The sequence below is a fragment of the Ideonella sp. P3_A4 genome (assembly GCF_056403075.1).
The window spans coordinates 1-18,103 of record NZ_JBFUGE010000077.1; the positions used below are offsets into that span (position 1 = coordinate 1).

Here is an 18,103-nt window from a genome sequence, read left to right on the forward strand (position 1 = left end):
GCCCTGGTCGACACCAAGGTGATGCCCAACGTCAACTTCCCGCGCATGACAGCCGCCGCCGTCGGCCGTCCGTGGAAGACCGCCACGCCGGACCAGCAGCAGCGCCTGCAGGCCGAGTTCAAGATCCTGCTGGTGCGCACCTATGCCGGCGCGCTGACGCAGGTGCGTGACCAGACCGTTCAGCTGAAGCCTTACCGTGCCGGCGCCGAAGACACCGAAGTGGTCGTGCGCACCGAGATCAAGGGCAAGGGCGAGCCGATCCAGCTCGACTACCGCCTCGAGAAGACGGAAGCTGGCTGGAAGATCTACGACGTCAACGTGCTGGGCGTCTGGCTGGTCGAGCAGTACAAGAACAGCTTCGCCCAAGAGATCGGCTCGGTCGGTATCGACGGCTTGATCACCAAGCTGGCCGACAAGAACAAGGCCGCAGCCAAGAGCTGAACGCGATGAGTGAGGCCGCGACGACCCTGACCCTGCCGGCGGCGCTGACGCTGCGTGACGCGCGCTCAGCGCTGGCCACGCTCAGCCCGGCGATCGCCGCGGCTGGCGACAGCACGATCGTGATCGACGCCAGCGCGCTGACTCAGATCGACTCGGCCTCGCTGGCGGTGCTGTTGCAATGCCGCCGCCTGGCCGAAGGGCGCCAGCGTGGCTTCGAGGTGCGCAATGCACCGGGCAAGCTGATCGACTTGGCCAAGCTCTACGGCGTGGCTGAATTGCTGGGCATCAGCGGCTGATTTCGCACCGGCCCCAGTCCAAAGACAAACGCGGCCTTCGGGCCGCGTTTGTCTTTGGGGGCTGCTCGGTGATGGCGAACTTGCCGATCAACAGAATGCGCATGCCGTTGGTAGTCGGTCGAACACGCATCGGATAGAGTGCTCGCCACCTATAACTCAGGAGGATTTCATGGCAAGAAAGTTCTTGACCATGCGCCATGCTGGACCGACGTGGGCCGGCATGATCGGGATGGGAATGGTCGCCGCGATCATGGTTTCGCCCGTCGCCCACGCGCAGACAAAGCCCCGGCTCGAAACGGTTCACGTCTTCCAACCCCTGGAAGGCGACAACCCGGGGCCGTTGACGCTTGGCAGCGACGGCCGCTTCTACGGCGCGGCCACCTACGGCGGCGACTTGCACTCCGGCACCGTGTTCTCGATGGACTTCAGTGGCCTAGTGACCGTGCTGCATTCGTTCGATGCCGGTGTCGACGGGCAATACCCCATGACCACGCTGCTGGCGGCAAGTGACGGCTACCTCTATGGCTCGACGCGGTATGGCGGCACGTCCGCCTGCGGCTCGGTCTTCCGCGTATCGCCGGCGGATGGAGGCTATCAGCTCATGCGTCCATTCGACGGGATGTCGAAGAAAAGCGAGGGCTGCATGCCCACCGGCGCGATGGCGCAGGGGGCTGGCGGCTGGATCTACGGCACGACGGAAGAGGGTGGCCGCTCGAACGCCGGAACCGTCTACAAGTGGAATCCCGCGAGCGGCGCATTCAAGACCATCAGGCACTTCGCCGGTTCGGGCTATGACGATGGGGACTCGCCGGTCAGTGTGGCGATCTCCCCGTCCGGCCGCCTGTTTGGCGTGACCAACGCGGGCGGCCGTTTCAACGCCGGAACCGTCTATTCGCTGAACGCCGATGGAAGCGACTATCGCGTCCTGTACTCGTTCACCACCGAAGGCGGCCCTGTCGGCGTGGGGCCGTACGGGAAGTTGCTGCTGGCCAAAGACGGCAACTTCTACGGATCGACACGCAGTGGCGGCAATTGCTGTGGATCAGTCTTTCGTGTCACTCCCGATGGTGCAGTGTCCGCCATTCACACCTTTGCGTTCTTCGGCGACCTCGGCCATCCGGTCACCGGGGACCTGACCCTAGGTCCGGATGGTCTGATGTACGGCACCACCCGCGGCGGTGGCGCGGGTGGGGGAGGAACTGTCTTCACGATGTCGACATCGGGCGAAGCCAGCGTCTGGCAGTCCTTCGACTATGCCGGGACGCCCAACGCGCCGCGCACGGGCTTGACGCGCGCCGGCGCGTACATGTACGGCACCGCGAGCTACGGCTACAGCGAAGGCACCCTGGTCTATCGGGTGCTCAAGAAGTAGCTCGGCTCCTCGGACGGGCTCGGGTGGAGCCCGGTCCGCCTACTCCGCATTCGGCGCGTAGCGCCGCGTGCGCAGGTTGCGCTTGATCTCCTGTAGCATGGGCCGCAAGCCTTGGCCCAGGCGCAACGCGACGCCGGTCGTCAGAATGTCGATGCACATCAGGTGCAGCATGCGCGAGACCATCGGGCTGTAGCGGTCGTAGTCCTCAGGGTGATCCGCGGCGAGCAGGATCTGGCCGGCACCCTGGGCCATCTGGGCCAAGGGCGAGCCGCTGGCCGTGAGCACGATCAAGGTCGCGCCCTTGCGCTGCGCGATCTCGGCCACGCCGAGCAGGTCCTGGCTGCGGCCCGAGTTGCTGATCACCACGGCACAGTCGACCGGCTTGAGCATCGTCGCGCTCATCACCTGCACATGGCCGTCGCTCATCGCGACCGCGTTCACGCCCAGGCGGAAGAACTTGTGCTGCGCGTCCTGCGCCACGATGCCGGAGTTGCCGACGCCATAGAACTCGACCCGCGCGTTGTGCTTGGCCGTCTCGACCAAGGCTGCCATCGCGCGTTCGAACGCATGGCCTGCCGCATCGTTGCGGTACTTCAGCAATGCGCTGACCGCGTTGTCGATCACCTTGACGATGATGTCGCCGGGTTTGTCGTCCTCGTCGACCGAGCGGTGCACGAAGGGCACGCCCTCGTTGACGCTGCCGGCCAGCTTGCGCTTGAAGTCGGACAGGCCGTCGTAGCCCACGCTGCGGCAGAACCGCACGACAGTCGGCTTGCTGACATGCGAACGCTCGGCCAGCTCGCCGACAGGCATCGACGCAAAGCTCCGCGGATCGCTGAGCACGAGCTTGGCGACCCGCTGCTCGGCCGGCGGCAGCGCAGGGATGGAGGCGCGGATTCGATCAAGCATGGTGATGACGACCTCTCGCCCCACGGGTAGATGGCGCTATCCCCCAAGGGGATTGGGCCTTGCTCGCAAGCGGCCCAGCGCTGCGGCCCGCCTCGGCTGCTGTCGCCATCACTGTTCCTCGGCCCACGCGAAACCGTCGCGAGCGACCATCGCGCTGGCCGCGGGCGGGCCCCAGCTGCCGGCGGTGTAGGTCTTCAGGTCGCTGGCATCGTTCTCCCAGGTGTCCAGGATCGGCTCGACCCAGCGCCAGGCCTGCTCTTGTTCGTCACTGCGAACGAACAGGTTCAAGCGGCCGGCGATCGCGTCCAGCAGCAGGCGTTCGTAGGCGCCCACCCGCTCGGTCGGGAAGGCCTTGTCGAAATCCAGGTCCAACGACACCGGCGACAGTGCGTCGCTCTGGCCCGAGCCCTTGGCGGCCAGCAGGTGAAGCTCCAGGCCGTCTTCAGGTTGCAGCTTGATCACCAGTTTGTTGGCGCGTGACGAGCCCGGGAAGATCGGGTGCGGGACCTCACGGAAATTGACGACGATCTGTGCGTCGCGTGCGGCCAGCCGCTTGCCGGTGCGCAGGTAGAAGGGCACACCGGCCCAGCGCCAGTTTTGCACCTCGGTGCGCAGCGCGACAAACGTCTCGCACGTGCTGTCATGCGGCACCTTCACCTCGTCCAAGTAACCGGGCACGCTCTTGCCGTCGACGGTGCCGGCCTTGTACTGCCCGCGCAGCACTTCGCGCGCCACGCTGTCTGGCGTGAAGGGTTTGAGCGACTTCAGCACCTTCAGCTTTTCATCGCGGATCGCGTCGGCGTCGTTGGTCGACGGCGGCTCCATTGCGATCATCGTCAGCAGTTGCAGCGCATGGTTCTGCACCATGTCGCGCAAGCACCCGGTGCGGTCATAGAAGTCGCCCCGGGTACCGACGCCCAGCGACTCGGCCAGCGTGATCTGGATGTTGGCAATGCACTCGCGCCGCCACAGAGGCTCGAACAAGGCGTTGGCAAAACGCAGCGCCATCAGGTTCTGCACCGCCGGTTTGCCGAGGTAGTGATCGATGCGGAAGGCCTGTCGTTCGGTGAACACCGAGCGCACGACGCGGTTGATCTCCTGCGCGCTGGCCAGGTCGTGGCCGAGTGGCTTTTCCAGCACCACGCGCACCTTCGGGCCGTTCAGGCCGGCAGCGCCCAGCTGTTCGCAGATGACCGGGAACAGGTGCGGGCTGGTGGCCAGGTACAGCACCGCCGTGTCGGCGCCACGCTCGTCGAGCCAGGCCTTCAGGCCGGCATAGTCAGCCGGCTGCGACAGGTCCATCCGGCGGTAGTGCAGCATCGCGGCAAAGCGGTCGAACTCGTCGTCGCTCGGCCGCTTGGAGCTGTCGACATCGACGAAACGCTCGCGGATGAACTGGCGGTAGTCGGCATCGCTGCGTTCGTCGCGAGCCACCGCCAGGATGCGCCCGCCGGCGGGCAGCTTGCCATGGCGAAAAGCCTGAAACAGCGCGGGCATCAGCTTGCGCCACGTCAGGTCGCCGGTGCCGCCGAAGAAAACGAGGTCGAAGGACATGGTCAGCGAGGTGAAACAAAGTTACACGCTGGATGATGCATGAGTTTCTTCGACCGGTCAACGGCGCCCGAGTGAACCGAGGGGCGTAACCGCGCTGAAACCGGATCCGGGTTTCTAATGAAGCCTGTGCGCCGTCCACCTTCCCCACAGGCCGCCGCCTCACACCACCATGAACCAGCTCGACCAACTCAAGGCCTACACCACCGTCGTGGCCGACACCGGCAACTTCAAGCAGCTGGCGCAGTACGCGCCGCGCGACGCCACGACCAACCCTTCGCTGATCCTCAAGGCCGTGCAGCAGCCAGACTATGCGCCGCTGTTGAAGGAGACAGTGGACGCCTACCGTGGCTTGCCGCTGGCCGAGATCGTCGACCAGGTACTGGTGCGATTCGGCCGCGAGATCCTGAAAGTGGTGCCGGGGCGCGTGTCGACCGAGGTCGATGCCCGTTTGTCCTTCGACACGGCCGCCACGATCGCCCGGGCCCACCACCTGATCGGTCTGTACGAAGACGCCGGCGTTGGCCGAGACCGGGTGCTGATCAAGATCGCCTCGACCTGGGAAGGCATCCAAGCGGCCCGTGCGCTGGAACGTGAGGGCATCCACTGCAACCTGACGCTGCTGTTCAGTTTCTGCCAGGCGGTAGCCTGCGGCGAAGCCAACGTCACGCTGATCAGCCCCTTTGTCGGCCGCATCTACGACTGGTACAAGAAGCAGGCCGGCGCTGCGTGGGACGAGGAAGCCATGGCCGGTGTCAATGACCCCGGCGTCCAGTCGGTAACGCAGATCTTCAACCACTACAAGAAGTTCGACATCGCCACCGAGGTGATGGGGGCAAGCTTCCGCAACACCGGCCAGATCGTGGCACTGGCGGGCTGCGACCTGCTGACCATCAGCCCCGAACTGCTGGCTCAGCTGCGGGCCAGCGAGGCGCCGTTGTCGCCAGCGCTGGATGCGGGCGACGCGCGTCAACTTGACCTGCATGCCGTGCTCTACAACGAAACGAGTTTCCGTTACGCGCTGAACGAAGACGCGATGGCAACCGAGAAGCTGGCCGAGGGCATCCGCCAGTTTGCCGCCGATGCGGCCAAGCTCGACAAGCTGATCCAGGAGGCTTGAGATGCCGAACCTCGCTGCCCCCCGCTGCGACGACACCGTCGCCTGGGCTGCCCTGCGCGGCCACCACGAAGCCCATGGCCGCGACTTCGACCTGCGTCAGGCATTTGCCGACGATCCGGTGCGGTTTGATCGCTTCGGTCTGCAAGCCCCCGAGGTCTTCGCCGACTTGTCGAAGAACCGCTGGGACGACCTCACCCGCCGCCTGCTGGTCGAACTGGCCGAGGACTGTCACCTCAATACGCGGCGCGACGCGATGCTGGCTGGTGACCCGATCAACACGACCGAGGGCCGCGCGGTGCTGCACACCGCGTTGCGCGCACCGCGTGGTGCCGGCCCGTTCAGCGCCGACGTCCACGAGGTGCTCGATCGCATGCTGGCGTTCGCCGAGCGCATTCGCGCCGAAGCGGGGGCCACCTACACCGACATCGTCAACATCGGCATCGGCGGCTCCGACCTGGGCCCGCGCATGGCCGCGATCGCGCTGCAGGCCAACGGCCACCCGGGTCTGAAACTGCACTTCGTCTCCAACGTCGACGGGCACGACATCACGCCGGTGCTGCAGAGCCTGAAACCCGAACGCACGCTGTTCATCGTCGCCTCGAAGACCTTCACGACGCAGGAGACGATGGCCAACGCTGAGATCGCGCGCGAGTGGTTCGTCGCGAACGGCGGCAAAGACACCACGCGCCACTTCGTCGGCGTGACGACCAACCTGAAGGCCGCGGCCGAGTTCGGTATCAGCGACACCTTCGGCTTCTGGGACTGGGTCGGCGGTCGCTACTCGCTGTGGAGCGCGATCGGCCTGCCATTGGCAATCGCGATCGGTGCCGACGCATTCCGCGCCTTTCTCGACGGCGCGCACGCGATGGACAAGCACTTCGCGCAAGCGCCACTGTTGCAGAACCTGCCGGTTCAGCTGGGCCTGCTCGATGTCTGGTACCGCAACTTCCACGGCTACACCAGCCGCTCGGTGGCGCCCTACCACCAGGGCTTGGCGCGCTTACCGGCCTACCTGCAGCAGCTGGAGATGGAGTCGAACGGCAAGGGCGTCGACAGCGACGGCCGCACGCTGCCCTTCGGCACCAGCCCCGTGGTCTGGGGCGAGCCGGGCACCAACGGTCAGCACGCGTACTTCCAGATGCTGCACCAGGGCACGGATGTCGTTCCGGTCGAGTTCATCGCGGTCAAGCACCCAAGCCATGGCCATGCCGACCTGCACACCAAGCTGCTGGCCAACTGCCTGGCGCAAAGCCAGGCGCTGATGCTGGGTAAGACCTCGGCCGAAGCGGCGAGCGAAAAGGCGCCGACAGCGTCGCAGACGCTGGACCGCACGGTGCTCTCGCGCCATCGCAGCTTCCCCGGCAACCGCCCCAGTACCACGCTGGTGCTGGACAGCCTGACCCCACGTTCGCTCGGCGCATTGATCGCGCTGTACGAACACCGCGTGTTCACCAGCGGCGCGATCTGGGGCATCAACAGCTTCGACCAATGGGGCGTCGAACTGGGCAAGGCGCTGTGCAGCCAGTTGCTGCCGCGCTTCACCTCGGGCGACTCGACGGGCCTGGACGGCTCGACCGCCGGCCTGCTGGCACGTTTGCGAGCATGACCATGATCAAGAGCAGTGCCTGGAGCGAGACCTTGCTCGACGCATCGACAATCGACACCGCGATCGTCTTCGACTTCGGCCGGGTGGTTTTCGACTGGCAACCCGAAGCCTTGTTGAGCCGCGTGCTCCCACAACGCGCGGCCACGCCCGAGGCGGCGGCCCATTGGGTGAACCAGATCTTCCAGAGCTACCAGGGCGACTGGGGTGATTTCGACAGCGGCCAGGTCGAGGTGCCGGCGCTGATCGAGCGCATCGCCCGCCGCACCGGGCTGGACCAGGCCGAGGTGCTGGCTGTGGTCGACGCGGCACCTGCATCGTTGACGCCGCTCCCCGGCACCGTGGCGCTGATGAAGCGCCTGAAGGCTGCGGGGCGGCCGCTGTACTTCCTGTCCAACATGCCGTTGCCGTTCGCCGAGCACCTGGAGCGCACGCACCACTTCATGGGCTGGTTCGATGGCGGCGTGTTCTCGTCGCGCGCCAAGGTCAACAAGCCAGCGACGGCGATCTTCGACCATGCGCTGAAGCAGTTTGGCTTGCCGGCCGAGCAGATCCTGTTCATCGACGACCATGGCCCGAATGTCGAGGCCGCCAAGGCCCTCGGCTGGCAGGCAGTCCAGTTCGTCGGCGACGCCGAACTGGAGCGTGAGTTGATCGAGCGTGGCTTGATCGCCTAGGCCTAGGCCTGGGCCTCAAGCAGACGCGGCGCGGCCGCGCGCGCGCCGCCACTGACGATCCGAGCGGAAGCCGGCCAACTCCAACGCCTGCTTGGTGTGCAGACCGGCCTGCTTGGCCTCTTGCGCCAGCGACAGGCGCACCTGCTCGACATGTTCGCGTGGCGTGACACCGGCGTGTTCGCGAAACAGCCGCGCCAGATGGCGCGGCGTGACATGAGCGACTGCGGCCATGCGCTCCAGCGACCAGTCGTCGCTTGGTGCTTCCAGCACGGCCGTCTGCACCGCATGCACGGCCGGGTGCAAATGGCTGCGCCCCGCCAGCAGCGGCGAGCGTTCGGGGTCATCGGCGCCGCGGCGGTGGAACACCACCATCACCTGCGCGACAGCGGAGGCCAGCGCCTCGCCCTGCGTCTGTGCGATCAGGTGCAGCGCCAGGTCGATGCCGGCAGTGACCCCGGCGCTGCTGGCGAACGCACCGTCTTCGACGAACACGCGGTTGGCCACCACCCGCGCCGCGGGCGCCAATGCTGTCAGCTCGTCCAACAACTCGTGGTGGGTCGTCACCAGCCGACCGGTGAGCAAGCCGGCATCGGCGGCTAGCAGCGCGCCAGAGCACACCGTCAACAACCGATGCGGCGTGTCTGCCGGCGCCAGCGCCGGGGCCACAACCTGCGCCAGCCAATGGCGTGTCGCCAGCCACGCGCGCTGGTGGCGCACCACCTGCAGCGCGCTGCCGGGACGGCCCACCAGCACGACCCACGTCGGCTCGGTTAAGTGGTCTGGCAGCGGCTGCAGACCCGCCAGCATGAGGCCCACCGAGGACGGGGTCGCCGCATCAGGACCGACGAAGCGCATGCGGTAGGCCGCCGGCCGGCCGCGCGCCTCGAGCTGCGCGTTGGCGAGCCTGAAGGCCTCCGCCGGGCCGCCCACGTCCAGCAGCAGGCTGTCGGGCAGCACGACGAACAGCACCTCGGTCGGCTGGCTCACACGTGGCTCCAGGGCACATCCAGCTGGCGCGCCGTGCGCTGTGCCAGCTCGGGATCCACCAGCCGGCCAACCAGATGCAAGCTCATGTCGATCCCGGCCGCGATCCCGGCGGAGGTGACGATGCGGCCGTTGTCGACCCAGCGTCGTTCAGGCTGCACCCGCAGGCTCGGATAGCGCCGGGCCAGGTCCTCGGCGTCTTCCCAGTGTGTGGTCGCCTCGCTGTCGTGCAGCACGCCGGCTTGGGCGAGCACGAAGGCGCCGGTGCAGATGGACGCGGTGATCTGCGCCTCGGCCGAGCGGCGGCGCAACTCAGCCAGCAGCGGCGCGTTGTCGAGCAGCCGGTCGACCACCCCGCCGGGTACCAGCAGCACGTCGGCCGGTGGTGCGTCAGCCAGGGCGTTATCCGGCTGCAGCACCAGGCCAGCGCGGGCTGTGGCCGGGCGGCCGTCGGGCGACGCCGTTCTGAGGTCGAACGGCGTTTCGAGGCCACGGCGCGCGGCCATGCGGTTGGCGGTGGTGAAGACTTCGTACGGCCCGGCGAAGTCGAGCAACTCGACCTCGTCGAACATCAACAGCAGCAGTCGCGTCATGCGGCGCTCTTCGCGCGGTCCAGCGCCTGCTCGACCGTGCAGATGGTGGCGAAGCGGCCGGCCAGCACGGTCTCGGTCCGTTCGCGGATCGCCGCGGCGCTCAGCGTCTCACCCGACGGCGTGGTCATGTCGAAGGTCAGCGTGGCTTCGGTCACGTAGTCGACCTCCCAGCCTTCGTCACTGGCGTGGCGGGTGGTCGTTTCGCAGCACTGCTCGGTGCGGATGCCGGCGACGATCAGGCGACGAATGCCCTGGCTGTGCAGCCACACCGACAGGCCGGAGCCGACCAGCGCGCTGTGACGGTGCTTCTCGACCACCAGCGCCGCGTCGAAGGGCTTCAGTTCGGCCATCGGCTTGATCAGCCCGCTGGCATGCGCGAACGGGTTGTCGGCGCTGTTCGATTCGTCGACATGGAACACCTGCACCACGGGGATGCCGGCAGCGGCCGCGCCGGCCACCAGCTCGTTGGTGCGCTTGAAGAACGCCGGCGCTTCGGCGTCGCTCCAGTACGGCCGGACACGGAAGGACTCCTGCACGTCGATCAGCAGCAGGGCGGTGGTGGGGCGGGCGGAAATGGACATGATGGTCAACGGGTTTCAGTGGCAGAGGATGCCATGTTTCCCGTTCACGTGCCGACCAACCAGCCCCGCAACGGACCGGTTGCGGTCAAATCAGGACATCAAGCCCTTATTAGCCTAAGCCGACGCCAGGAACCGTTCCGCCAACTTCACCCACAACGCCGCCCCCGGCGCAATCAGCGCATCGTTGAAATCGTAGTTCGGGTTGTGCAGCGTGCAGGGCCCCATGCCGTGGCCGGAAATGCGGTGGCTGCCGTCGCCGTTGCCGATGACGAAGTAGGCGCCGGGTTTTTCGAGCAGGAAGTAGCTGAAGTCTTCGGCCGTCATGGCGGCTTCGAATTCCAGCGTGTTGGCTTCACCGACCAGATCGCGCATCACGCCGCGCAGGAACTGCGCTTCGGCCGGGTGGTTGATCGTCGGCGGGTAGTTGCGGTGGAACTCGAAGTCGACGCTGAGGCCGAACGCGGCCGCGGTGTGTTCGGCGATCTCTTTCATCCGGTGCTCGATCAGGTCGAGCACGTCGAGCGTGAAGGTGCGCACCGTGCCCTGGATCTCGCAGCTGTCGGGGATGACGTTGGTGGCTTCGCCGGTGTGGATCATCGTGACCGAGACGACGGCGGTGTCGATCGGCTTCTTGTTGCGGCTGACGATGGTCTGGAAGGCTTGCACCATCTGGCAGGCCACGGGCACCGGGTCCAGGCCGAGGTGGGGCAGGGCGGCATGGGCGCCCTTGCCGCGGATCGTGATCTTGAACTCGTTGCTCGACGCCATCGCAGGCCCGTCGCAGACCGCGAACTGGCCCGCTTCGTAGCCGGGCCAGTTGTGCATGCCGAACACCGCGTCCATCGGGAACAGCTTGAACAGGCCATCCTTGATCATCTCGCGCGCACCGCCGCCGCCTTCTTCGGCCGGCTGGAAGATCAGGTAGACGGTGCCGTCGAAATCGCGGTGTTTCGCCAAGTGGCGTGCGGCGCCCAGCAGCATCGCGACGTGGCCGTCGTGGCCGCAGGCGTGCATCTTGCCGGGGTGCTGGCTCGCATGCGCGAAGCGGTTGTGCTCGGTCATCGGCAGCGCGTCCATGTCGGCGCGCAGGCCGATCGCGCGCGGGCTGTTGCCGTTCTTGACGATGCCGACGACGCCGGTCTTGCCGAGCCCGCGGTGGATCGGGATGCCCCATTCAGTGAGCTGGCGTGCGATCAAGTCGGCGGTGCGGACCTCTTCGAAGCACAGTTCGGGGTGGGCGTGGATCTCACGTCGCAACGAGGCGATCGTGGCGGCGTCGGCCGCAAGTTCGTCGATCAATGGCATGGCAGGGGCGCTCTCGGAGGCTGGCGGGGATATTACCCGCGCCGCTCCGAACCCCTGCCACGCCGGGTCAACGCCGCACGCCGCCGTCGCCGGTCAACATCGACAGTTCGACGAAGCGCGAGGCGACGTGCGACTGCGGCCCGAAGTTGATGTTGAACCCGTCCAGGGTGTGGCCCTGCAACGATTCGAGTGCGCCGATGAAGGGCTCGTAGTTCGTGCTGCGGGCTCGCTTCAGGCCTTCGACGAAGACACGGGCGGCGACGTAGCCTTCCATGCTCGAATAGTTGGGCCTGACCTTGGGGTCGTTGGCGGCCTTGATCGCCGCGAGGTACTCGCGAACGATCGGCACCGACTGGGTGTAGGGGTAGGGCATGACCTGACTCACCACCACGCCCTTGGCCTCCGGACCCAGCTCGTCGGCCAGCGCCTGCGTGCCGACGAAGGACACGTTGTAGAAGGTGCTCCAGTACCCGGCCTTGCGCGCCTCACGAATGAAGGCCGCGCAACTCTTGTAGGCACTGATCTGAACGATGGCGTCCGGCCGGGACGCCATGATCGTGCTCACGGCTGCCGCCACGTCGGTCGTGTTGCGCTCTACCGTGCCCACGGCAACCGGTGCCAGGCCGGAGGCTTTGAGTGCCTTGGTCACGCCGTCCAGACCGGCCTGGCCGTAGCTGTCGTTCTGCCGGAAGACGGCAATCCGCTGCAGGTTCAGCGAGGTCAGCTGGTGCACGATCAGCGCCGTCTCGTCGTCGTACGACGCCCGCACATGGAAGATCTGCTTGGACATCGGCTCGCGCAATGCCATCGCGCCTGTGAACGGCCCGAAGAACGGCGTGTGAGCCGCACGCACCAGTGGCAGCGCGGCGAGCGAGGTGGGGGTGCCCACGTAGCCGAACAGCGCGAACACGTCCGCAGCCAGGAACTTCTCGGTGTTGGTCTTGCAGCGTGCGGGGTCGTAGCCGTCGTCCAGCGTTTGCAGATCGATGCGCTGCCCGTTCAGTCCGCCTGCGGCGTTGAAAGCGTCGAAGCACAGGCGGGCACCCTGGTTCATCTGTATGCCCAGTTGGGCGGCCGGCCCGGTGAAGGCGGCTGACTGGCCCAGCACAATGCGGTTGCCGCCTTGGCTCAATGCACTGGCGCCTGCACTGGCCAGGGCGAGGCCGCCCCCCGCCAGGTGCTGCAAGACACGGCGGCGGGGCACGCGTGAGCCCAGAGGGGAAGTGAAAATATTTGCCATTCAAGCTATTCCACAGCGGTCGAAACCCTGAATCTCCAAGGTCACCGCTTGTCACCAAATCTCTACGGCAGTGGTCACGTTTGCCCTCAGCCACGGCTCGGGGGACGGCAGTGTGACATCATTTCAGGATGAGCCAGAGAATCGTCCACGCCGCTTGCCCGCACGACTGCCCCGACACCTGCGCCATCCGCGTCACGGTGGAAGGCGAGCAGATCGTGCGCATCCAGGGCGATCCGAACCACCCGCCGACCCATGGTGCGCTGTGCACCAAGGTCTCGCGCTATGCCGAGCGGGTCAACCATCCCGAGCGGGTGTTGACGCCGCTCAAGCGCGTCGGCCCCAAGGGCTCCGGGCAGTTCGTGCCGGTGGGCTGGGACGAGGCGCTGGACGACATTGCCGCGCGGCTCACCGAGATCGCATCGCGCAACCCGCAAGCGATCGTGCCTTACTCCTACGCCGGCACCATGGGCCTGGTGCAGGGCGAGAGCATGGCGGCACGCTTCTTCAACAAGCTCGGCGCCTCGTTGCTCGACCGCACGATCTGCGCCTCCGCCGGTGGTGAAGCCTTGCAGATGACCTACGGCGGCAAGGTCGGCATGCACCTGGAGCACTTTGCCGAGAGCAAGCTGATCGTCATCTGGGGCAGCAACTCGATCGCGTCGAACCTGCATTTCTGGACCTTCGCACAGGCCGCCAAACGCAACGGCGCCAAGCTGATCGCGATTGACCCGCGCAAGACCGAAACSGCCGAGAARTGCCAYCAGCACATCGCCCTGCTGCCGGGCACCGACGSYGCGCTGGCGCTGGSCTTGATGCACGAGCTGATCACCAACGACTGGCTGGATCACGACTACCTCGAACGCCACGTCGAAGGCTGGCCCGCGCTGCGCGAACGCGCGCTGCAGTGGACACCCGAGCGCACGGCCGCCGAGTGCGGCTTGACGGTCGACGAGGTGCGTGGCCTGGCGCGCGACTACGGCACGACGAAGCCGGCGGCGATCCGCCTGAACTACGGCATGCAACGCGTGCGCGGCGGTGGCAACGCCGTGCGACTGATCGCGCTGCTGCCTTGCCTGACTGGCGCCTGGCGGCATCGTGCGGGTGGCATGTTGTTGTCGGCGTCAGGGTGGAACAAGGCGGTGAAGAACACCGCCGCGCTGGAGCGGCTCGACCTGCTGGCCGGCCGCCAGCCGCGCACGATCAACATGAGCACGATCGGCGACGATCTGCTGCGCGATTCGTCCGCCACGTTCGGCCCGAAGATCGAGGCGCTGGTGGTCTACAACAGCAACCCGGTCGCGGTGGCGCCCGAATCGCCCAAGGTGGTGGCCGGCTTCCAGCGCGAAGACCTGTTCACCGTGGTGCTCGAACACTTCCTGACCGACACCGCCGACCACGCCGACTACGTGCTGCCGGCGACGACCCAGATGGAACACTGGGACGCGCACACCAGCTACGGCCACACCTATGTGCTGATCAACGAGCCGGCCGTGTCGGCGCGGGGCGAAGCGAAGTCGAACTGCGAGATCTTCCGCCAACTGGCCGCCCGCATGGGCTTCACCGAGCCCTGCTTCCAGGACAGCGACGAGGCGATCGCGCGCCAGGCCTTTAACGAGCAGGTCGACACCGAGCAGCTGCAGCGCGACGGCTGGTTCAAGCTGCCGTTGCCGGATGCGCCGTTCGCCGACGGTGGCTTCCCCACGGCCAATGGCAAGGCGATTGCCGAAGCGCCCGGCGTGCCTCTGCCCGACCATGTGCCCAACTACGAGAGTGCGGCCACCACGCCTGAACTGGCCGCACGCTACCCACTGGCGATGATCTCGCCGCCGGCGCGCAACTTCCTCAACTCGACCTTCGTCAACGTCAAGAGCCTGCGCGACATCGAGGCCGAACCGGTGGTCGAGCTGCACCCAGCTGACGCGGCCGCGCGTTCACTGGCCGATGGCCAGGCGGTGCGGGTCTTCAACGACCGCGGCAGCTACCACTGCACCGCCCGTGTCAACCAGCGTGCGCGGCCCGGTGTCGTCAACGGCCTGGGTGTCTGGTGGCGCAAGCTGGGCCGCAACGGTACCAACGTCAACGAGCTGACGCACCAGCAGCTGACCGACCTGGGAAGGGCGCCGACCTTCTACGACTGCCTGGTCGAGGTGGCGGCCCTTTGAATCGATGCGCCTCAAGGGTTGGCTGATGGCGGGCGCCGCCAGCGTCGTGGGTTTGCTGGCCATCGCGGCCAGCACCGTCTGCCTGACCAGCGGCTGCAGTTCGATGGGCTACCTGGCGCAGTCGGTCAGCGGCCACCTGAACGTGCTGAGCAGCGCGCGGCCGGTCGACGACTGGCTCAACGAGCCGAGCACGCCCGAGCCGCTGAAAGCCCGGCTGGCGCTGTCCAAGCGCATGCGCGATTTCGCCGTCAGCGAGCTGAAGCTGCCCGACAACCACAGCTACCGTGCGTTCGCCGACCTGAAGCGCAACGCAGCGGTGTGGAACGTCGCCGCGGCGCCCGAGCTGTCGCTGAAGCTGCAGACCTGGTGCTACCCGGTGGTTGGCTGCGTCGGCTACCGCGGCTACTACGACCAGGCTGCCGCCAATGCCGAAGGCCAGGCGCTGCGCGACCAGAATTTCGAGGTCACCGTCTACCCGGTGCCGGCCTACTCGACACTGGGCAAGATGGAGTGGCTGGGTGGTGACCCGCTGCTGAACACTTTCATCCAGTGGCCCGAGGTCGAACTAGCGCGGCTGATCTTTCATGAGCTGGCGCACCAGGTGGCGTTCGCGCCTGGCGACACGATGTTCAACGAGTCGTTCGCGACATCGGTCGAGCGTCTGGGCGGTGAGCGTTGGATGACGGCCCATGGCAGCGATGCGTCACGCGCGCAAGCCGCGGCCATCGAACTGCGGCGCTCGGGCTTTCGACGCCTGACGCTGGGTGCCCGTGCTGCGCTGGACGAGCTGTACCGCTCGGACGCGGACGACGAAACCAAACGCGCACGCAAGGTCGAGCTGATGGCCCAGATGCGGGCCGATTACGCGGCACTGAAAGCCGGTGCCTGGAACGGCTATGCCGGCTACGATGCTTTCTTCGCCAATGCCAACAACGCGTCGCTGGGCATCCAGGCGGCCTATCTGAACTGGGTGCCGGCCTTCACCGCGCTGTTCGAGCGCGAAGGTCGAGATTTCCCGCGCTTCTACGCTGCGGCGCAGCGCCTGGCCGGTTTGCCGCGCGCCGAGCGCGACGCTGCACTGCAAGGCCTCGCACCGCCGGCAACCGAATCACACGAACAACATTGATGGACTGACGACCATGGCTGATATCCGAGTTCACCGCGACCACACCCTGGGCCTGGCCCGTGCCCGCAAAGTGGCCTGGAAATGGGCCGAGCACGTCGAAAAGAAGTTCGACATGGAATGCACCGTGCTGGAGGGAGAAACCAGCGACACCGTGCAGTTCAAACGCTCCGGTGTTTCCGGCACGATGGTCGTCACCGGCGAGCATTTCGAAGTGCATGCCAAGCTGGGGCTGCTGATGGCGGCGTTCGCCGGCCAGATCCAGACCGAAGTCGCCAAGCAGCTCGACGAGGCGCTGGCGAAAGAGCAGACCAAGGCCAAGAAGGCCTGAGCAACCAGCTCGCCGGCGCACGCTTGCGCCGGCCCCGCCTTCACCCTCCGTTTCTACCTAAGGGCTCGCCCGAGGTTGAAACTGAAAGCGCTTTCAATCTAGTATTTGGACACGCCCGAGATGCCGCAAAAGGCCGGGCGCCACCTCGCACGGCGTCGGTCGACGCATTCGGGGTTTGTCCGAAAACGAGGAGCGCTGGAGTCCTGTCGGCATGAAGAAACTTCGAAACATATGGGCCCTCGCGGCCGGCCTGATGGTGGCGCAAGTCAGTGCGGCCGCCGATTGGCAACTCGTCTGGCAAGACGAGTTCGAGGGCAGCATCAGCCCCGATTGGGTCTTCGAGACCGGCAATGGCGCCGGCGGCTGGGGCAACAACGAGCTCGAGTACTACCGGCGCGAAAACGCCAGCGTCGAAAACGGCAACCTGGTCATCACTGCCAAGCGCGAAGATTTCGGCGGCTTCCACTACACCTCGTCTCGGATGAAGACGCAGGGCAAACAAAGCTTCAAGTACGGCCGCATCGAAGCGCGCGTCAAGGTGCCACTGGGCTCCGGCCTGTGGCCGGCGTTCTGGACGCTGGGCAGCAACATCACCCGGGTCGGTTGGCCCTCATCGGGCGAGCTCGACATCCTCGAGCACGTCAACACCGAGGACAAGATCTACGGCACCGCGCACTGGTCGGCGCCGGACGGCAGCTACGCCTCTTACGGCGGCAACACCACGACCACGCCGCAGGACTACCACGTCTACTCGATCGAGTGGGATCCGGCCTTCATCCGCTGGTTCGTCGACGGGGTTCAGTACCACGTCATCGACATCACCGACGGCGTCGGCGGCACCGACGAGTTCCACAACGACTTCTTCCTGTTGCTGAACCTCGCGGTCGGCGGCAACTGGCCCGGCTTCACGATCGACGAGACCAAGCTGCCGGCCAAGATGTACGTCGACTATGTGCGCGTCTACCAGAAGCCTGGTAACGAGAGCGGCATCCTCAACACCTGGGCGTTGGACAACACCAGCAAGGTGATCCGCCACAAGGACGGCCACGCCCAGCTCGACAAGCCCGCGAAGGTCAAGCCCTACCAGGACGGCAACTGGACGATGATCCCGGGCCTGGCCGGTGCCGGCGTGTCGTTCCAGTCCGAAAACCTGCCTGGTCAATACCTGCGCCACCGCAACGGCGAGCTCTTGCTCGAGGCCGACGACGGCAGCCAGGCGTTCAAGAACGCGGCGACCTTCTACAAGCGCCCGGGCCTGACTGACGAGTGGGCAAAGTCCTTCGAGGCGTTCAGTCTGCCGGGCCAGTACATCCGCCAGCAAGACGGCTTGCTGTACGTGAAGAAGGCCGGCACCGATGCCGCGAAGAAAGCGTCGACCTTCATGGCGGGCCTGCCGCTGGCAGCGGCGTACGCAACGACTGTCGAAGCCGAGACCCACGAGTTCATGTCCGGTGTCGTCGACGAGGCCTGCTCCGAAGGCGGGCAGGACGTCAGCTCGATCGACGCGGCCGACTGGATGGCCTGGAAGATCAACCTGCCGAGCGCCGGCGTCTACAAGGTCGAGTACCGCGTGGCCAGCACCACTGATGGCGGCAAGCTGCAGCTCGAAAAGGGCGGCGGCAACCCGGTCTACGGCCAGCTCGACGTGCCCAACACCCACGGTGCGCAGACGTGGACGACGATCTCCCACAACGTGTCGCTCGACGCCGGCGAGCAGTACATCGGCCTCAAGGGCTTGAGCGGCAGCTGGAGCCTGAACTGGTTGAAGATCAGCCGCAAGTATTGAACCCCACGCGTCGGGCCGCTCTTCGGGGC

The 18,103-nt window shown here is 66.4% G+C and carries 17 protein-coding genes; 10 read left to right on the forward strand and 7 right to left on the reverse strand.

What is annotated here, in order from left to right:
• From AC1DYI_RS10270 to AC1DYI_RS10280, 3 genes are all read left to right on the forward strand, one after another.
• A partial coding sequence (locus tag AC1DYI_RS10270) for an MlaC/ttg2D family ABC transporter substrate-binding protein (protein WP_477204005.1) occupies window positions 1–441 on the forward strand: 441 nt, incomplete at its 5' end.
• A gap of 5 nt (window positions 442–446) precedes the next feature.
• Window positions 447–737: an STAS domain-containing protein gene (locus tag AC1DYI_RS10275; protein ID WP_477204006.1), complete on the forward strand. Its 291-nt coding sequence runs from the start codon at window positions 447–449 to the stop codon at window positions 735–737.
• A gap of 169 nt (window positions 738–906) precedes the next feature.
• A complete protein-coding gene (locus AC1DYI_RS10280) occupies window positions 907–2,109 on the forward strand; it encodes a choice-of-anchor tandem repeat GloVer-containing protein (RefSeq protein WP_477204007.1) in 1,203 nt (400 codons plus the stop codon).
• 39 nt (window positions 2,110–2,148) lie between these two features.
• Here AC1DYI_RS10280 and AC1DYI_RS10285 read toward each other — a convergent pair whose 3' ends face one another.
• Together AC1DYI_RS10285 and zwf are read right to left on the reverse strand one after the other, a co-directional pair.
• Window positions 2,149–3,018 (reverse strand): MurR/RpiR family transcriptional regulator, encoded by an 870-nt coding sequence (locus AC1DYI_RS10285; RefSeq protein ID WP_477204008.1) that lies wholly within the window; start codon window positions 3,016–3,018, stop codon window positions 2,149–2,151.
• Window positions 3,019–3,126: 108 nt separating this feature from the next.
• Window positions 3,127–4,572 (reverse strand): glucose-6-phosphate dehydrogenase, encoded by a 1,446-nt coding sequence (gene zwf, locus AC1DYI_RS10290; RefSeq protein ID WP_477204009.1) that lies wholly within the window; start codon window positions 4,570–4,572, stop codon window positions 3,127–3,129.
• Between the two features lie 169 nt (window positions 4,573–4,741).
• On the opposite strand from zwf, the gene tal reads away from it, so the two are divergent.
• The 3 genes from tal to AC1DYI_RS10305 are packed head-to-tail and all read left to right on the forward strand — an operon-like array spanning window position 4,742 to window position 7,969.
• Window positions 4,742–5,689 carry a transaldolase gene (tal, locus tag AC1DYI_RS10295; protein WP_477204010.1) on the forward strand — a complete coding sequence of 316 codons (948 nt, stop codon included), beginning with the start codon at window positions 4,742–4,744 and terminating at the stop codon, window positions 5,687–5,689.
• Window position 5,690: 1 nt separating this feature from the next.
• Window positions 5,691–7,295 carry a glucose-6-phosphate isomerase gene (pgi, locus tag AC1DYI_RS10300; protein WP_477204011.1) on the forward strand — a complete coding sequence of 535 codons (1,605 nt, stop codon included), beginning with the start codon at window positions 5,691–5,693 and terminating at the stop codon, window positions 7,293–7,295.
• A 2-nt stretch (window positions 7,296–7,297) separates the two neighbouring features.
• Entirely contained in the window at window positions 7,298–7,969 is a 672-nt protein-coding gene (locus AC1DYI_RS10305; RefSeq protein WP_477204012.1) for an HAD family hydrolase, read from the forward strand.
• A 15-nt stretch (window positions 7,970–7,984) separates the two neighbouring features.
• Here the strand turns inward: AC1DYI_RS10305 and AC1DYI_RS10310 are convergent, their stop codons facing one another.
• From AC1DYI_RS10310 to AC1DYI_RS10330, 5 genes are all read right to left on the reverse strand, one after another.
• A complete protein-coding gene (locus AC1DYI_RS10310) occupies window positions 7,985–8,956 on the reverse strand; it encodes a GlxA family transcriptional regulator (RefSeq protein ID WP_477204013.1) in 972 nt (323 codons plus the stop codon).
• Window positions 8,953–9,546, reverse strand: coding sequence for a DJ-1/PfpI family protein (locus AC1DYI_RS10315; protein WP_477204014.1), 594 nt, complete (start codon window positions 9,544–9,546; stop codon window positions 8,953–8,955). The genes AC1DYI_RS10310 and AC1DYI_RS10315 overlap by 4 nt, the downstream gene beginning before the upstream one ends.
• Window positions 9,543–10,127 (reverse strand): isochorismatase family protein, encoded by a 585-nt coding sequence (locus tag AC1DYI_RS10320; protein ID WP_477204015.1) that lies wholly within the window; start codon window positions 10,125–10,127, stop codon window positions 9,543–9,545. The genes AC1DYI_RS10315 and AC1DYI_RS10320 overlap by 4 nt, the downstream gene beginning before the upstream one ends.
• A 114-nt stretch (window positions 10,128–10,241) precedes the next feature.
• Window positions 10,242–11,432 carry a M20 aminoacylase family protein gene (locus AC1DYI_RS10325; protein ID WP_477204016.1) on the reverse strand — a complete coding sequence of 397 codons (1,191 nt, stop codon included), beginning with the start codon at window positions 11,430–11,432 and terminating at the stop codon, window positions 10,242–10,244.
• Window positions 11,433–11,499: 67 nt separating this feature from the next.
• Window positions 11,500–12,636, reverse strand: coding sequence for an ABC transporter substrate-binding protein (locus AC1DYI_RS10330; RefSeq protein ID WP_477204017.1), 1,137 nt, complete (start codon window positions 12,634–12,636; stop codon window positions 11,500–11,502).
• Window positions 12,637–12,800: 164 nt separating this feature from the next.
• Here AC1DYI_RS10330 and AC1DYI_RS10335 point away from each other — a divergent pair, with 164 nt between their 5' ends.
• From AC1DYI_RS10335 to AC1DYI_RS10350, 4 genes are all read left to right on the forward strand, one after another.
• Window positions 12,801–14,834: a molybdopterin-containing oxidoreductase family protein gene (locus tag AC1DYI_RS10335; protein ID WP_477204018.1), complete on the forward strand. Its 2,034-nt coding sequence runs from the start codon at window positions 12,801–12,803 to the stop codon at window positions 14,832–14,834.
• 4 nt (window positions 14,835–14,838) lie between these two features.
• A complete protein-coding gene (locus AC1DYI_RS10340) occupies window positions 14,839–15,960 on the forward strand; it encodes an aminopeptidase (protein ID WP_477204019.1) in 1,122 nt (373 codons plus the stop codon).
• 13 nt (window positions 15,961–15,973) lie between these two features.
• Window positions 15,974–16,288 (forward strand): polyhydroxyalkanoic acid system family protein, encoded by a 315-nt coding sequence (locus tag AC1DYI_RS10345; RefSeq protein ID WP_477204020.1) that lies wholly within the window; start codon window positions 15,974–15,976, stop codon window positions 16,286–16,288.
• A 211-nt stretch (window positions 16,289–16,499) separates the two neighbouring features.
• Entirely contained in the window at window positions 16,500–18,074 is a 1,575-nt protein-coding gene (locus AC1DYI_RS10350) for an AbfB domain-containing protein (protein ID WP_477204021.1), read from the forward strand.
• The last annotated feature ends 29 nt before the right edge of the window (window positions 18,075–18,103 follow it).

Coding starts and splice junctions, on each gene's coding strand:
- tal (WP_477204010.1), top strand. CDS start 4,742: ATGAACCAGCTCGACCAACTCAAGGCCTACACCACCGTCGTGGCCGAC.
- AC1DYI_RS10315 (WP_477204014.1), bottom strand. CDS start 9,546: ATGACGCGACTGCTGCTGTTGATGTTCGACGAGGTCGAGTTGCTCGAC.
- AC1DYI_RS10275 (WP_477204006.1), top strand. CDS start 447: ATGAGTGAGGCCGCGACGACCCTGACCCTGCCGGCGGCGCTGACGCTG.
- AC1DYI_RS10320 (WP_477204015.1), bottom strand. CDS start 10,127: ATGTCCATTTCCGCCCGCCCCACCACCGCCCTGCTGCTGATCGACGTG.
- AC1DYI_RS10280 (WP_477204007.1), top strand. CDS start 907: ATGGCAAGAAAGTTCTTGACCATGCGCCATGCTGGACCGACGTGGGCC.
- AC1DYI_RS10305 (WP_477204012.1), top strand. CDS start 7,298: ATGATCAAGAGCAGTGCCTGGAGCGAGACCTTGCTCGACGCATCGACA.
- AC1DYI_RS10345 (WP_477204020.1), top strand. CDS start 15,974: ATGGCTGATATCCGAGTTCACCGCGACCACACCCTGGGCCTGGCCCGT.
- AC1DYI_RS10325 (WP_477204016.1), bottom strand. CDS start 11,432: ATGCCATTGATCGACGAACTTGCGGCCGACGCCGCCACGATCGCCTCG.
- AC1DYI_RS10340 (WP_477204019.1), top strand. CDS start 14,839: ATGCGCCTCAAGGGTTGGCTGATGGCGGGCGCCGCCAGCGTCGTGGGT.
- AC1DYI_RS10350 (WP_477204021.1), top strand. CDS start 16,500: ATGAAGAAACTTCGAAACATATGGGCCCTCGCGGCCGGCCTGATGGTG.
- pgi (WP_477204011.1), top strand. CDS start 5,691: ATGCCGAACCTCGCTGCCCCCCGCTGCGACGACACCGTCGCCTGGGCT.
- AC1DYI_RS10285 (WP_477204008.1), bottom strand. CDS start 3,018: ATGCTTGATCGAATCCGCGCCTCCATCCCTGCGCTGCCGCCGGCCGAG.
- zwf (WP_477204009.1), bottom strand. CDS start 4,572: ATGTCCTTCGACCTCGTTTTCTTCGGCGGCACCGGCGACCTGACGTGG.